We start from the raw sequence: 13,768 nt of genomic DNA, 5'->3' as shown, positions 1-13,768 counted from the left end.
AGGGTTTTTGCGGGTGGGAGGAAGGGGGGGAGGGGGCGGCGCACCCCGAAGAGGGGCCGCCGCCTCAATGAGATGGCGTCAGGAGCCTTTCTGCACGTTGAAGGCGTGGTTGCGCAGCACCTTCACGTTTTCGGCCTCGAAGACGTAGTAGTTGGCGATCTTGGTGAACTTCCCTTTCGCCTTGACCTCGTCGCCGCGGTCCGGCTGCTCGCCGAGGTACTTGATGGGAATGAAGATCTTCTCGCACCCTTTCTTGCACGACGCTTCCTTCGTGTCCATGATGCCGAAGACGTTCTTGTCGAAGTCGGAGGCTCCCGCCACGATTCCGGTGATGGCGATGATGCCGGTCCGGCCCGCGGGGTTACCGACTTCGCTCACCTGAAGCGCCTTCGGATCCTTGGTGAAAAGGAAGAAACCGGCGGTTGCCACCAGCACCACAGTTACAGCAATAAGTACCACTTTTTTCATAGAGACCTCATGTCGTGTGACGGATTTTCACGGCGACACACTTTACGTTTTTCGCGCTCCCGATGTCAAGGGTCAAAGCTTGTAAACGCCTTTGCAGGCACAGATTCTTCCGTCGCTGCCGCTCCGGTGCAGAGAAAACCCTTGACACTCCTTCATGCCATACCTATTATTCATTTCGAGTAAAGGGGAGTAGCTATCGGCCGGAGACATGGCCGACCTGAGGTTCGTCAGTACGGTGGAAACACCCGGGCCTGGGGCAAGAATTTCCTGCCAGCAAGACCTTTACCTGAAGCGACATTCACGCCGAGGGTACAAGGTCTTTTTTTGTGCCCCTCGGGATTCTTGCAACGGAGGTATCAAATGAACCGACTAAAGACGACCCTGCTCCTTACCCTCCTGACCCTCCTCATGGTGGCGATGGGAAACGCCCTCGGCGGGAAGACCGGAATGGTCTTTGCCTTTGCCATGGCCTGCGCCACCAACTTCTTCTCCTACTGGTTTTCGGACAAGATCGTCCTCCGCATGTACGGTGCGCAGGAGGTCGGGGAGCATGAGCACCCGGCCTTCTACGGCATGGTGCGCCGCCTCGCCATTCAGGCCGGGCTTCCGATGCCGCGCGTCTACATCATCCCCTCCGACAGCCCCAATGCCTTCGCCACCGGGAGAAATCCGGACCACGCTGCGGTCGCCGCCACCGAAGGGATCTTGCGCATCCTCTCCCCCGCAGAGCTGGAAGGGGTCATGGCCCACGAACTGGCGCACGTGCAAAACCGCGACATTCTCGTATCGACGATCGCCGCCACCTTTGCCGGAGCGATCTCCATGGTAGGGAACATGCTGCAGTGGGGGGCGATGTTCGGCGCGGGACGGTCTGACGACGAGGAGGGGGGCAGCATCGTGGGGACTCTTGCCATGGCGATAGTAGCCCCGATTGCTGCCATGCTTATCCAGATGGCGGTGTCGCGTTCCCGCGAGTACCTCGCCGACGAAGGGGGCGCCCGCATCTGCGGCAATCCCTTGGCACTGGCCGGCGCACTGAACAAGCTGCACAACTACTCGCACATGATCCCGATGCAGGAGGCAAGACCGGCTTCGGCTCACCTCTTCATCGTGAACCCCCTTACCGGGAGCAGCCTCATGAACCTTTTCAGCACGCACCCCCCGATGGAAGAGCGTATTGCGCGGCTGGAGGCGATGGCGTACGGGCGGCGCGCATAACGCTGCCGGTAGAGGACGCGCCCGCCTGCCGAGACAAGATGTCCGGCGGGCTCAGGGCGAACTGAAGAGACAGTGGGGAGAGACTTTCTCCCGCGACATAAACATCAGGAGTTATTTCTATGGAATGGCTGGCAGACCCGCAAACGTGGCTGGCTCTCATCACGCTGACGGCGCTCGAGGTAGTGCTCGGCATCGACAACATCATCTTCATCTCCATCCAGGCTGGGAAGCTGCCGGCGCATCAGCGGGAGAAGGCCCGGCTCCTTGGGCTCGGTCTTGCCATGTTCATCCGGATCGCGCTCCTCTTCTCCCTGGCGTGGCTCATGGGGCTCACCGACCCGCTCTTTACCGTGCTGCAGGCGGAGATCTCCGGACGCGACCTCATCCTCATAAGCGGCGGGCTCTTCCTCATCTGGAAGAGCACCATGGAGATCCACGAAAAGCTCGAAGGGGGCGGGGACCACATGACAGCGCGTGCCGCCGCTTCCTTCGGCTCCGTCATCGTGCAGATACTCCTTCTGGACATCGTCTTTTCGCTCGACTCGATCATCACCGCGCTCGGGATGGCGAACCAGCTCGCGGTGATGGTCGCGGCTGTCGTGATCGCCGTCGGGTTCATGATGGGCTTCTCCGGGATGATCAGCGCCTTTGTGGAGAGGCACCCCACCGTGAAGATGCTGGCCCTCTCCTTTCTGCTCCTGATCGGTGTGGCGCTCATCGGGGACGGCCTCGACATGCACATCCCGAAGGGGTACATCTATTTCGCCATGGCTTTCTCGGTGCTGGTGGAGATGCTGAACCTGCGGGCACGGAAGACGAATCCGACGCATTAAGGGCAAGTGGTTCTGTGCTCGCAAAAAACCCCGCCGGGAAAAGGTGGGGCTTTTTTGTGACAATTATGGACGAGACGAATTCAAGCTCAAACGCCGGCCGCGCGTCCCTCCCCTTTCAAGGGGGAGGACAGGAGGGGGATGGGGTTCGGCGCGCTTACGAACATCTACCCCATCCCCACCCTGACCCTCCCCTTGAAAGGGAGGGGACGCCTGAGCACCTGCTCTGCTAAAGTGAACATGCACCCGTAGGCCGGGATAAGCCGCAGGCGTTCCCGGCGTCGGCGCCAGCCGAAGAGATGCTGCACCGGGTTTGCCGGAAACGCTCCGCTTATTCCGGCCTACATTCCACCTCTTGCCTTGATTCCTTCCGCATACCTCACCGCCTCCGGCAGGAAAAGCCGGAAATCCCCCTCCAGCTCCCGATAATGCAGCAACAGTTCCTCTTCCGCGCCTGCCAGCGGATTGGGGCGGCGGACCCTCGCAGACATGCGCTTCAGCGCCTTCCCGATACCCTCCATCCTGTGATAGGAGGGTATCAGCTCGTCCAGAACGACCGGCATAAGCTCCTTCAGGCGCTCCGGCAGAAACTCCCTCTTTCCCTCCAGTACCCCTCTTACCCGCGCCAGGTATTGCGGCAACGGTTCATGGTGCCACTCCTCCCACGTCACGCTCAGGAAGTGGTCGTAAAATATGTCAACCAGCACGCTGCGAAAGAGCCTGTAGTGCGGCGCGATGCGCTGCCGGCTCTGCCGGAACGACTCCTCGCGCTCTGCGAATGAATCCACCAGCCGATGCAACTCTACCCCGCGCCGCATTCCGGGTGGATCAAAGCGGTCGAGCGGTCCCTTGACGAAGTCCCCCGCGAAGCCACCCGCGATGAGGTCGGGGTCTTCACCGGCCAGATAGAGGTGAAAGAGGTAGTTCAAGAGAGAGTCCCGTCACGCGCTCTTCTCTCTGAGGCTCGCGATGTCGATCACGAACCGGTACCGCACGTCGCTCTTCATCACCCTGTCGTACGCTTCGTTTACCTTTTCTATCGGTATCACCTCCACGTCGGCCGCAACATTGTGCTGTGCGCAGAAGTCGAGCATCTCCTGCGTTTCCCGAAGGCCCCCGATCAGTGAGCCGGCGAGCTGGCGGCGCTGCATCACGAGCGGAACGGCAGAGAGGGGAACCGGGTCGGGGATCCCCACCAGCACCATCGTGCCGCCGCGCTTCAAAAGCTCGAGGTACAGGTTGTAGTCGTGCTGCGCCGAGACCGTGTCGAGGATGAAGTGGAATCGCTTCGCATTCTCCCTGAAAGCACCTTCGGCGCCGGTGGCGATGAAATCGTCCGCACCGAGAGCGAGCGCGGCCTCCCTTTTGTGTTCGGAGTGGCTGAGGACCGTGACGGTTGCGCCCATCGCCTTCGCGATCTTCACCCCCATGTGTCCGAGCCCCCCCAGGCCGACTATTGCGACTTGGTCGCCGGGGGAGACAAATCGCCTGAGCGGTGAATATGTAGTGACCCCGGCGCAAAGAAGAGGTGCCACCCGCTCCAGCTGCATCCCCTCCGGAATCCGCAGAAGATAGTTCTCGTCCACCGTCATGCAGGTGGAGTAGCCGCCGTAAGTGGGCGTCTTTCCGTCGCGCTCGAAGCCGTTGTAGGTCGGGTTCATCCCCACCTCGCAAAACTGCTCCTCTCCCTCGCGGCACGACTCGCACTCGCGGCAGGAGTCGATGAAGCAGCCGACGCCGACGGTGTCGCCGGTCTTCCATCTGCCGACCGCGTCCCCTGTCTTTGCCACCTTGCCGACGATCTCGTGTCCCGGCACCATCGGAAAGGTCGAGCCTCCCCACTCGTCGCGCGCCTGGTGGATGTCTGAATGGCAGATGCCGCAGAAAAGGATATCGATGAGAACCTCATGCGCCCCCGGTTCACGGCGCTCCACCGCAAAGGGTACCAGCGGCTCCTTCGGATTCATGACGGCGTATGCTTGGGCTTTTGGCATTATCAACTCTCCTTCTCTATCTGAAATGGAGCCGTGGGGCAGGTGGGACCTGCTGATGGCTCCGTCGTGGATGCATGGGCTCACTTCCTTAAATGGTAGCACCCGTGCTGGCACAGCGCTCGGCCCCCGCTCCTCTCCTACCTGTGAAAGAGCTGAAGTGTTGGTGAAATATAATCCTCTGGCGTCTCAGGTTAAAAGGGGAACGGCCGAAATCATCACTACCGGCTGTTTCTCGAAAGTCAGTTGGAAAAGGAGAAAGATAAGATGAAGATTGGAATGCGGCTAGGTTTGGCTTTCGGAACGATCCTGTTGATCATGATTGCCCTCAGCGGGTTCACCATTGAGAGGCTCTCCTTTATCACCGGCAAGGTCGAGGCGATAACCCACGACAACTGGCCGAAGACGGTGCTTGTCCACGACATAAATGACAACATCAACATCATCGCCCGTGCGCTGCGCAACGCGGTGATTCTGGACGATCCTGCGAAAGTGGAAAAAGAGCTGGCGCGCATACCTGAGACTAGCAAGCACACGCTCGCCGACTTCAAGGCGCTGGAAGAATCCGGCATGAGCGCAGAGGCGACCGCTCTGATGAAGGAGATAAACGCCGTGCGGGCTCCCTACAAGGAAATCCAGAAAGAAGTCATGGACCTGATAAGGGCAGGGAAGAAGCAAGAAGCCGGGGAACTTCTCATGGGGAAATACCGGGATGCGCAGCTCGGCTACATGGCGGCTCTGCAAAAAATGACGAAATATCAGGGGGACTCGCTGGTTCAGGCTGGGGAGCATGTTGCAGAGGCCTGCACCCTTACCCGCAATCTCGCCATTGTCCTCTCGGCAATCGCTGTTCTGCTGGGAGCAGGGTTCGGGTTCTTCGTGACCAGGAGCATCACGCGCCCTGTTGCGGAGATCGTTTCCGCCAACGCCCGGCTCGCCGACGGTGACCTCACCCAGTCCGTGACCGTTTCCACCCGTGACGAAATCGGTGAACTGGCGGCCTCATCCCGAAAGGTGGTCGCCAACATGCGTGAGATCCTTACTAAAGTTGCCACCACTTCCCAGCACGTGACGCAGGCCTCCTACCAGCTGCAGTCGACTGCATCTATTATCGCCAGCGGCGCGGAGGAAGTGGCCTCTCAGACAGAGACGGTGGCGACAGCCAGTGAGGAGATGGCGGCGACGAGCGGGGATATCGCGCGCAGCTGCATGATGGCCGCAACGAGCTCGGATCGCACGTCCAAGACCGCCACGAGGGGAAGTGAAGTCGTCACCGAAACGATTGCCGGTATGGGCAAGATCGCGGCACAGGTAAAGCGGTCAGCGCAAACGGTGGAGGATCTCGGGGTGCGCTCCGAGCAGATCGGCGAGATCGTGGGCACCATTGAGGACATCGCCGACCAGACGAACCTCCTCGCGCTCAACGCGGCGATCGAGGCTGCCAGGGCAGGGGAGCAGGGGAGAGGCTTTGCAGTCGTCGCAGACGAAGTGCGCGCACTTGCGGAGCGGACCACGAAGGCGACGAAGGAAATATCGGAAATGATCCGCGCGATCCAGAGCGAGATCCGGACCGCCGTGCTGGCGATGGATGAAGGGGTCTGCGAGGTAGAGAAGGGGGCCGAGAGCTCGAAGAAGTCGGGCGAGGCGTTGGAGGAGATCCTCGGGCAGATCAACGAGGTGGCGATGCAGATCAACCAGATCGCCACGGCAGCCGAGGAGCAGACCGCCACGACGACCGAGATCACCTCTAACGTCCACCAGGTGACCGGAGTCGTGCAGGAGACATCGCGCGGTGCAAGCGAAACGGCAGCCGCATCAGCCCAGCTCGCAACCAACGCCAGACTTCTGGAGGAACTGGTCAGCCGGTTCAAGCTGGCGTAGAAGAAAGAGTGGCGACAGGGGTGGCGGTGAGTGGCCGCAACCCCACCAGTAGCGCTGTAGCCATGTAGGCCGGAATAAGCGGTAGCGTTTCCGGCATTTGCTGCCGCGCCCCTGCGTCAGTCGGTGGACCGCCGGGAACGCCTGGCGGCTTATCCCGGCCTACAGTAGGCGTCTCTCCCTTTGCGAGGGAACTTCCGGTAATTCGTGGGAGCATCGACTACATTTCCACGCAGCGCTGCACGCGAACTCACGTTCCCCCCTTTGCGAAGGGGGGACAGGGGGGATTTGTCTCACACGTCCGTGGCCCTGAGCCTCGTCTGTCGGTGGACCGCCGGGAACGCCTGGCGGCTTATCCCGGCCTACATTGACAGACGACAGCCGGAACCCCGAAACTCACCTGTGGCCGTGTAGCCATGTAGGCCGGAATAAGCGGTAGCGTTTCCGGCATTCGCTGCCGCGCGCCTGCGTCAGTGCGTGAGCTTCCGTAAAAGCCGGAGAAGCTGGAGTACCTTTCGACAAAGCGCTGCACCCGAACTCGCGTTCCCCCCTTTGCGAAGGGGGGACAGGGGGGATTTGTCTCACACGTCCGTGGCCCTGAGCCTCGTCTGTCGGTGGACCGCCGGGAACGTCTGGCGTCTTATCCCGGCCTACATGGACGCCGGCGCCGGCTCGGGGCCAGTGCTCCGTATTGTCAGTGCAGCGTCCTCTCCTTCACCATCTCCCCGATAATCCTCCGCACATCATCCTCTTCCACAAGGCTGAAGAGCTCGCTCCTTCCGAAGTCGACATCGATCCGCCCGTGGTGGCTCTTCAGGGTCACCGGCACCTCGTAAATGCCGTTTCCGAGGAGCCCGAAGTAGCGCTGCTCCCGGCTGCTCCCGAGGGTGTGCGGCTCTTTCCCGCAGAATTCGAAATAGACGGCGTGGTCCAGGGTGTCGTTGGTGAGATAGATCATGGCGCACCTCCAGTGTTTGGTATTGTAAGTAAAACACAGAGGTGCGACAAAATATGTCGCAACTGCGGCGGGGGCTACAGCGTCGTGCTGAACATTTTCTGCAGCGTCTTGTGCCGGAAATCAAAGATGGTGTCCAGCTGCTTCGCTACCTGCCCTGCGATGATGCGGCTGAAGGGGGCAAAGGGGAGAATGTAGTGCACGATGTCGTGCATCTCCACCCCTCCCGGCACCTCGCGCATGTGGTGCTGGTGGTGCCAGAAACGGTACGGCCCGAAGCGCTGCTCGTCCACGAAGAAGTGTGGCTCCTCCACGTGGGTGATCTCGGTGATCCACCCCAGGCGAATGAGCCCGAACGGCGTGACGGTGTACGACGCAATCATGCCGGGATGCATCCTCGGGGGGAGCGGGCCAGCCATCGTGAAGCCCAGCTCCGGAGGAGTGATGACCGGAAGGTTTGCGGGATCGGAGAAAAATGTCCAGGCATCCCCCAGACTCATCGTCAGCCTCTGGATGCGTTCCAGCCGTCTCATGTCATGAAAGAACATTTCCACCCTCCATTCGGTCCTTCATCTCCTGCACCCGCGCGATGTAACCCGCCACGCTGAACTTGCGCCGGCACCCCTTGTCGTTCATGTAGCGAACCTTTCCGAAGATAGGGCGCTCGCCCCAGGCGCGGTCGTGCATCCCCCCGATACTCCAGGAGATGCCCGCGTAACCGTTGGGGTCGCGCCCGTCCAGCTGGTACCGGTCGTTCAAGGCGATGGCGACCTTCATCGCCTCCTCGGGCGTCTCCGTCCACTCCAGGATCTTTTTCGCCCAGTACATGCGCAGGTAGCCGTGCATCCTTCCGGTCCGCACCATTTCGAGCTGCGACGCGTTCCACAGCGGATCGTGCGTATCTCCGGCGGCGAATTCCTCCAGCGAGTACACGAACTCGCGCGGGTCCTCCCGGTGCTCGTCCAGGGTTTCGCGCGCCCAACCCGGTAGCCCCTCGATGCTGTCGTAGTGCAGGTTGTACTGGCAGAGGTTGTCCGAAAGCTCCCGCCGCACGATCAACTCCTCGAGAAAGGCCTCTCGTGAGGAGATGCTTCCCTCCTGCCGCCCCGTCTCCAACGCCACCCGCTGCGCCGAAAGCTGGCCAAAGTGCAGAAAAGGGGAGAGCCCCGATTGGCCGTCCTGGGACGGGTCGTTGCGGCGGGTCTCGTAGAGGTCGACCCCTTCATCAAGAAAATTCTGGAGCCGCTCTCTCGCAGCATCCTCGCCAGGAGAAACGCGCCTCACCTCAGGGACCGTGCGGTCGAGGGGGAGTGAAGACAGCACCCTTTCGCTGTCGAAGAGGGGAGGCGGGAGTGGCCATGGAGTAGGGTGGGGGAGGAGTGGCGGGAACTCGTCCAGGAAGTCATGCAGCAGACGGCGGATCTTCGGTCGCAAGGTGTATGCGCCGAACTCCTGGCGGCTCGAGACGTAGCGGCAGGGGACGATATTGTGGGCATCTACCTCGACCAGCGGCACCGGAAGGTGCTTTGCCGCCTCTTCCCGCCACTGCCGCTTTATGCGCAGCGGGTCGAAGTCCGCCACCACCGCCCCAGCGCGGTGCTGCACGACGAAGGCGGCAATTTCCGCGGGCGGGTCCCCTGTGAGGAGGTAAAACGGGATCTTCAACTGTGCGAGGCGCTCTGCCACCTGTTGCAGCCCCTTCAGCATGAAGGCATACTGCCGCAGCGCCGCTCCGAGGAACTCCGGCACCAGGGTGAATACCACAGCAAGAGGGTGGCGCCCCTGGATCGCAAGTTCCTGGGCATGGAGGAGCGCCCAGTTGTCCGCGACCCGCTGGTCCCGGCTCATCCAGTACACCACCGGCCCGGGGCGGAGGGGACGCTCGTTCAGGGGATGAATGCGTTGAGGCATCATGGCGTATATTCCGAAATGGAGATCGCTGTGTAATGTAGGCCGGGATAAGCCGGAGGCGTTCCCGGCATAATCGCGGCCTTGTGCCGGAAACCCTCCGCTTATTCCGGCCTACATTTCACCAGAATTCACCAGAAGGTGCCCCGCGCTGGAGCGTATGCATCCTGCGATGGCGCTGTAGCGCCAAAGGTCGGCAGTCTGACATCAGGGTGAAATTGAATGTAGGCCGGGATAAGCCGGAGGCGTTCCCGGCATAATCGCGGCCTTGTGCCGGAAACGCTCCGCTTATTCCGGCCTACATTTCACCAGAATTCACCAGAAGGTGCCTCGCGCTGGAGCGTATGCATCCTGCGATGGCGGTGTAGCGCCAAAGGTCGGCAGTCTGACATCCGGGTGAAATGTGACTGTAGGCCGGGATAAGCCGGAGGCGTTCCCGGCATAATCGCGGCCTTGTGCCGGAAACGCTAACGCTTATTCCGGCCTACATGATTCTCCGGTGAGATAGTAGCAGAGAAGCCCGCATTGCCAATGGCACCGCGCGCCGGTGCCCGCGTTTGCTGCAATTTTCTTCCTCCCGTCCCCTTGATTTTTGCCTCACGCTGCTTATTATTGCCCGGAGCATTAGCACTCTCTATTTTTGAGTGCTATTTTTTTGCCACACCACATTCTTTTGAGGAAGGAGACAAAGCATGAACCTGAGACCGATGCAGGACCGAATCATCGTGAAAAGGCTGGAAGAAGAAGCCCGTACAGCCGGCGGCATCTTCATTCCGGAGACTGCTAAAGAGAAACCCCAAAGGGGTGAAATTGTCGCCGTAGGCAAAGGAAAGCGCAGTGACGACGGCAAGATATTCCCGCTGGACGTGAAGGTCGGCGACAAGGTCCTCTTCGGCAAGTACGCCGGAAACGAGATAAAGGTCGACGGGGAGGAGCTCCTCATCATGCGTGAGGACGACATCCTCGGAGTCATCGAGTAGGCCCCCAGCGTAGCCCATACTGCACTTCACCAACTTCCACATGCATATCAGGAGGAATCATAGATGGCAGCAAAACTGATCAAGTTCAACGCGGAGGGGAGCAACGCGATCCTCAAAGGGGTCAATACCCTAGCGGATGCCGTGAAGGTCACCCTCGGCCCGAAGGGGCGCAACGTGGTTATCGAGAAGTCGTACGGCTCGCCCCTCATCACCAAGGACGGCGTCACAGTCGCGAAAGAGATCGAGGTCCACGACAAGTTCGAGAACATGGGAGCGCAGCTGGTGAAAGAGGTCGCGTCCAAGACCTCCGACACGGCCGGTGACGGCACCACCACCGCGACCGTTCTGGCGCAGGCGATCTATCGGCAGGGGACGAAGCTCGTTGCCGCCGGGCACAACCCGATGGAGCTCAAGCGCGGCATCGACCGCGGCGTCGAGATCGTGGTCGAGGAGTTGAAGAACCTCTCCAAGCCGATCCAGGACCACAAGGAAATCGCGCAGGTCGGCACCATCTCCGCCAACAACGACAAGACGATCGGCGACATCATCGCCCAGGCAATGGAAAAGGTCGGCAAGGAAGGGGTCATCACGGTCGAGGAAGCAAAATCGATGGAGACGACTCTCGAGACGGTGGAGGGGATGCAGTTTGACCGCGGCTACCTTTCCCCCTACTTTGTCACCGATCCGGAGCGGATGGAGGCCAACCTGGAGAACGTCGCCATCCTCATTCACGACAAGAAGATCTCCAACATGAAGGAGCTTCTTCCGATCCTGGAAAAGATCGCCAAGTCCGGCCGTCCCCTCCTCATCATCTCCGAAGACATCGAAGGCGAAGCACTCGCCACCCTCGTGGTGAACAAGCTGCGCGGCGTCCTCAACGTCTGCGCAGTGAAGGCCCCCGGCTTCGGGGACCGCAGGAAGGCGATGCTCGAGGACATCGCGATCCTCACCGGGGGCAAGGTGATCTCAGAGGAGCTCGGCTTCAAGCTGGAAAACGCCACACTGGACATGCTCGGTCACGCGAAGAGGGCAACGGTCGACAAGGACAACACCACCATCATCGACGGCGCCGGTCAGGAAGCCGATATCCAGGGGCGTGTGAAGATGATGCGCGCGCAGATCGAGGAGACGACCAGCGATTACGACAAAGAAAAGCTGCAGGAGCGCCTGGCAAAGCTTGTCGGTGGTGTCGCGGTCATCAAGGTCGGCGCAGCGACCGAGACGGAGATGAAGGAGAAGAAGGCGAGGGTGGAGGACGCGCTGCATGCGACCCGCGCTGCCGTCGACGAAGGGATCGTACCGGGCGGCGGCGTCGCCTACCTGCGCGCACTGCGGGTGCTGACCGAGGTACAGCTTGATACCGAGCAGCAATTCGGGGTCAGCATCGTGAAGGATGCGCTGGAGGCGCCAATCCGCCAGATCGCGCTGAATGCCGGGGTGGACGGCTCCATCGTAGTCGACAGGGTGAGAAACGCAGATGGCGCCTACGGCTACAACGCCGCCGACGACATCTACGTCGACATGATCCAGGCGGGGATCATCGACCCGACGAAGGTCTCCCGCACCGCGCTGCAAAACGCCGCCTCCATCGCCGGCCTCATGCTCACGACCGAGGCAGTGATCTCCGAGAAGCCGCGCGAGGAGTCCGCGATGCCGGCAATGCCCGGCGGGATGGGGGGCATGGATATGATGTAGGAGAGCTCCCCCTCCCTGGACGGGAGGGGGCTGGGGAGTGGGTGAAGCTGCCAGCATATGGATTGAGGTGGCGCCTTCCCCCACCCCCTGACCCCCTCCCGCAAGGGGAGGGGGGACCTTTTCGCACCGAGACCTCTTTCCTTCACGGCTTGCACAGCACCACCAGCACCGTCAGGTCGTCCGGGGGGGGGGAGGGGACGCCGGGGAGGGAGGTCAGCCGCTCCACCATCTCCCGGGAATTCGCACTCCCTTCAAGGCACCTCGCCAGCAGCTTCGGAGTCAGCTCGAGCTCCGGACGCGCATCTATCAGTCCGTCGCTGTACAGCACCAGTGCATCTCCCGGCTCGAACGTCAGTCGCCCTTCCTGGTACCTTTCCCTCGACGGCACGCCGATCGGGAGCCCGCGCGGCAGCAACTCCTCCACCCAGCCGTCGGCTCTCCGCAAAAAGGCGAAACCGTGGCCGCAGTCGACAAAGGTGAGGGTACGGCTCTTCCCCTCCACACGCGCGTGGAACATGGTGACGAATGCCTCCGAGCGCTCAAGGTCGTGGCGCAAGGCATACTCCACCCGTTGCATTGCCTTCTCCGGCTCGTTGTGCGCGCTCAGTGACCGGACCGTCGCCCGCACCTCCGCCATTAGTACCGCGGCGGCAAGGCCGTGCCCCATGACGTCCCCCAGCGTTACCGCTATTACCCCGGGGGATATTTCCAGCCAGTCGTAGAAGTCCCCCCCGATCTGGCGGGCGGGGAAGCAGGCCGCGGAGATCTCGAAGCCGGGCAGGAGAGGGGATGACCGCGGCAGGAGCTTCGCCTGCACCTCGGCCGCCAGCCGCAGCTCGGCCTCGAGCTGGTACCGCTCCCTCTCGCTGGTGCGCAGCGCCTCCTCCACCCTTTTTCGCTCGCTTATGTCGCGGATGATCCCGATGTTGCCTGTCGGCACCCCCTCCTCCCCGAGACGCCTGATCAGTGACAGCTCGCCGATAAAGGTGTCCCCGCTCTTCTTTGTGAAGGGGACTTCCAGCACACTGCCGGCCTCCGGCCTCTTCCTCGCGACCGGCACAGCGGAGGCCCGGTACCCGTCGTCATCGGCATACAGGATCCGCACATCCTTCCCCTGTACCTCATGAAGCTCATAACCAAAGGCGTCGCGCAGCGCCGGCTGGTTGGCGTCGGCGATGATGCGGTCGTCGTCGGTAACGATGATGACGTCACGGATACTGTTGAAGAGGTTGCGGTAACTCTTTGCCCTCTGCCTGATGACTTCGTTGGCCCGCTCCAGCTCCCTGACCTTCTCCTCTACCTTTGCCGTTACTATCCGCGAGTACTGGCGCAGGTACTCCTCCTCCTCGACTTCATGCGAGGTCCCCTCCCGGGAGCGCGCCCGCTCCACGACCCTCTCGATCTCCTGCCAGATCTCCTCGGGTTCCTTCGGCTTGACCATGAAGGCGTCGGCGCCGAGGGATCGTGCGAGCTTTTCGTCCCTGTCGCCGGTGTAGACGGATGAATAGAAGATGAAGGGGATATGCCTGAGGGCGGGGGCAGCCTTGATACGGTGCAGGAATTCGAAGCCGTCCATGCGCGGCATGAGCGCGTCGGAGATGATCAGGTCCGGAACGTGGCGCTCGGCCTGCTGAAAGCCCTGTTCGCCGTCCCCTGCGTCGATGACCTCGCTGTCGTGCCGCTCCAGCACATAGCGCAGGATCTTCCGGTCGGCTGCATTGTCATCTACAACGAGTACTCTCATTCCGGTACTCCTCCGGAGCGCCGCACCTGGTCGGCAGTCATCGCACTCTTTCTCAATTGTGCCTCAAAGGAGTGAAAAGGAGTACCCCGCGCAATGCCTAT

General features: G+C 61.3%; 12 protein-coding genes. 5 read left to right on the top strand and 7 right to left on the bottom strand.

The genetic code is table 11. The features are described 5' to 3' along the window. Positions 1-78: 78 nt before the first annotated feature. On the bottom strand, positions 79-468 hold the full coding sequence (locus LPW11_RS02150; protein WP_230996481.1) for a hypothetical protein: 390 nt from the start codon (positions 466-468) through the stop codon (positions 79-81). Between the two features lie 360 nt (positions 469-828). On the opposite strand from LPW11_RS02150, the gene htpX reads away from it, so the two are divergent. After that, positions 829-1,686 carry a zinc metalloprotease HtpX gene (htpX, locus tag LPW11_RS02145; RefSeq protein WP_230996480.1) on the top strand — a complete coding sequence of 286 codons (858 nt, stop codon included), beginning with the start codon at positions 829-831 and terminating at the stop codon, positions 1,684-1,686. Between the two features lie 119 nt (positions 1,687-1,805). Next, positions 1,806-2,519 (top strand): TerC family protein, encoded by a 714-nt coding sequence (locus LPW11_RS02140; RefSeq protein ID WP_230996479.1) that lies wholly within the window; start codon positions 1,806-1,808, stop codon positions 2,517-2,519. Between the two features lie 338 nt (positions 2,520-2,857). On the opposite strand, the gene LPW11_RS02135 is transcribed toward LPW11_RS02140, so the two are convergent. Then, positions 2,858-3,445: an acyl carrier protein phosphodiesterase gene (locus tag LPW11_RS02135; protein WP_230996478.1), complete on the bottom strand. Its 588-nt coding sequence runs from the start codon at positions 3,443-3,445 to the stop codon at positions 2,858-2,860. Between the two features lie 12 nt (positions 3,446-3,457). Further along, on the bottom strand, positions 3,458-4,510 hold the full coding sequence (locus LPW11_RS02130; protein WP_230996477.1) for an NAD(P)-dependent alcohol dehydrogenase: 1,053 nt from the start codon (positions 4,508-4,510) through the stop codon (positions 3,458-3,460). A gap of 264 nt (positions 4,511-4,774) precedes the next feature. Here LPW11_RS02130 and LPW11_RS02125 point away from each other — a divergent pair, with 264 nt between their 5' ends. After that, complete coding sequence (locus tag LPW11_RS02125; RefSeq protein ID WP_230996476.1) at positions 4,775-6,388, top strand: methyl-accepting chemotaxis protein; 1,614 nt, start codon at positions 4,775-4,777, stop codon at positions 6,386-6,388. Positions 6,389-7,079: 691 nt separating this feature from the next. On the opposite strand, the gene LPW11_RS02120 is transcribed toward LPW11_RS02125, so the two are convergent. The 3 genes from LPW11_RS02120 to LPW11_RS02110 form a co-directional block, all read right to left on the bottom strand. Further along, entirely contained in the window at positions 7,080-7,343 is a 264-nt protein-coding gene (locus tag LPW11_RS02120; protein WP_230996475.1) for a hypothetical protein, read from the bottom strand. A gap of 74 nt (positions 7,344-7,417) precedes the next feature. After that, on the bottom strand, positions 7,418-7,888 hold the full coding sequence (locus tag LPW11_RS02115; RefSeq protein ID WP_230996474.1) for an SRPBCC family protein: 471 nt from the start codon (positions 7,886-7,888) through the stop codon (positions 7,418-7,420). Beyond that, on the bottom strand, positions 7,875-9,254 hold the full coding sequence (locus tag LPW11_RS02110) for a deoxyribodipyrimidine photo-lyase (RefSeq protein WP_230996473.1): 1,380 nt from the start codon (positions 9,252-9,254) through the stop codon (positions 7,875-7,877). The genes LPW11_RS02115 and LPW11_RS02110 overlap by 14 nt, the downstream gene beginning before the upstream one ends. Positions 9,255-9,940: 686 nt before the next feature. Between LPW11_RS02110 and groES the strand changes: the two genes are divergently transcribed. Together groES and groL are read left to right on the top strand one after the other, a co-directional pair. Further along, positions 9,941-10,228, top strand: coding sequence for a co-chaperone GroES (gene groES / locus LPW11_RS02105; protein ID WP_230996472.1), 288 nt, complete (start codon positions 9,941-9,943; stop codon positions 10,226-10,228). A 63-nt stretch (positions 10,229-10,291) separates the two neighbouring features. Further along, complete coding sequence (gene groL / locus LPW11_RS02100) at positions 10,292-11,923, top strand: chaperonin GroEL (protein WP_230996471.1); 1,632 nt, start codon at positions 10,292-10,294, stop codon at positions 11,921-11,923. A gap of 142 nt (positions 11,924-12,065) precedes the next feature. On the opposite strand, the gene LPW11_RS02095 is transcribed toward groL, so the two are convergent. Then, a complete protein-coding gene (locus tag LPW11_RS02095; protein WP_230996470.1) occupies positions 12,066-13,667 on the bottom strand; it encodes a SpoIIE family protein phosphatase in 1,602 nt (533 codons plus the stop codon). Positions 13,668-13,768 lie beyond the last annotated feature (101 nt).

This window comes from Geomonas sp. RF6, assembly GCF_021044625.1.
Lineage (GTDB): Bacteria > Desulfobacterota > Desulfuromonadia > Geobacterales > Geobacteraceae > RF6.
The sequence above is the reverse complement of the archived record's forward strand: the minus strand, read 5'-3'. Positions and strand labels throughout refer to the sequence as shown.

Coding starts and splice junctions, on each gene's coding strand:
- LPW11_RS02150 (WP_230996481.1), bottom strand. CDS start 468: ATGAAAAAAGTGGTACTTATTGCTGTAACTGTGGTGCTGGTGGCAACC.
- htpX (WP_230996480.1), top strand. CDS start 829: ATGAACCGACTAAAGACGACCCTGCTCCTTACCCTCCTGACCCTCCTC.
- LPW11_RS02140 (WP_230996479.1), top strand. CDS start 1,806: ATGGAATGGCTGGCAGACCCGCAAACGTGGCTGGCTCTCATCACGCTG.
- LPW11_RS02130 (WP_230996477.1), bottom strand. CDS start 4,510: ATGCCAAAAGCCCAAGCATACGCCGTCATGAATCCGAAGGAGCCGCTG.
- LPW11_RS02125 (WP_230996476.1), top strand. CDS start 4,775: ATGAAGATTGGAATGCGGCTAGGTTTGGCTTTCGGAACGATCCTGTTG.
- LPW11_RS02120 (WP_230996475.1), bottom strand. CDS start 7,343: ATGATCTATCTCACCAACGACACCCTGGACCACGCCGTCTATTTCGAA.
- LPW11_RS02115 (WP_230996474.1), bottom strand. CDS start 7,888: ATGTTCTTTCATGACATGAGACGGCTGGAACGCATCCAGAGGCTGACG.
- LPW11_RS02110 (WP_230996473.1), bottom strand. CDS start 9,254: ATGATGCCTCAACGCATTCATCCCCTGAACGAGCGTCCCCTCCGCCCC.
- groES (WP_230996472.1), top strand. CDS start 9,941: ATGAACCTGAGACCGATGCAGGACCGAATCATCGTGAAAAGGCTGGAA.
- groL (WP_230996471.1), top strand. CDS start 10,292: ATGGCAGCAAAACTGATCAAGTTCAACGCGGAGGGGAGCAACGCGATC.
- LPW11_RS02095 (WP_230996470.1), bottom strand. CDS start 13,667: ATGAGAGTACTCGTTGTAGATGACAATGCAGCCGACCGGAAGATCCTG.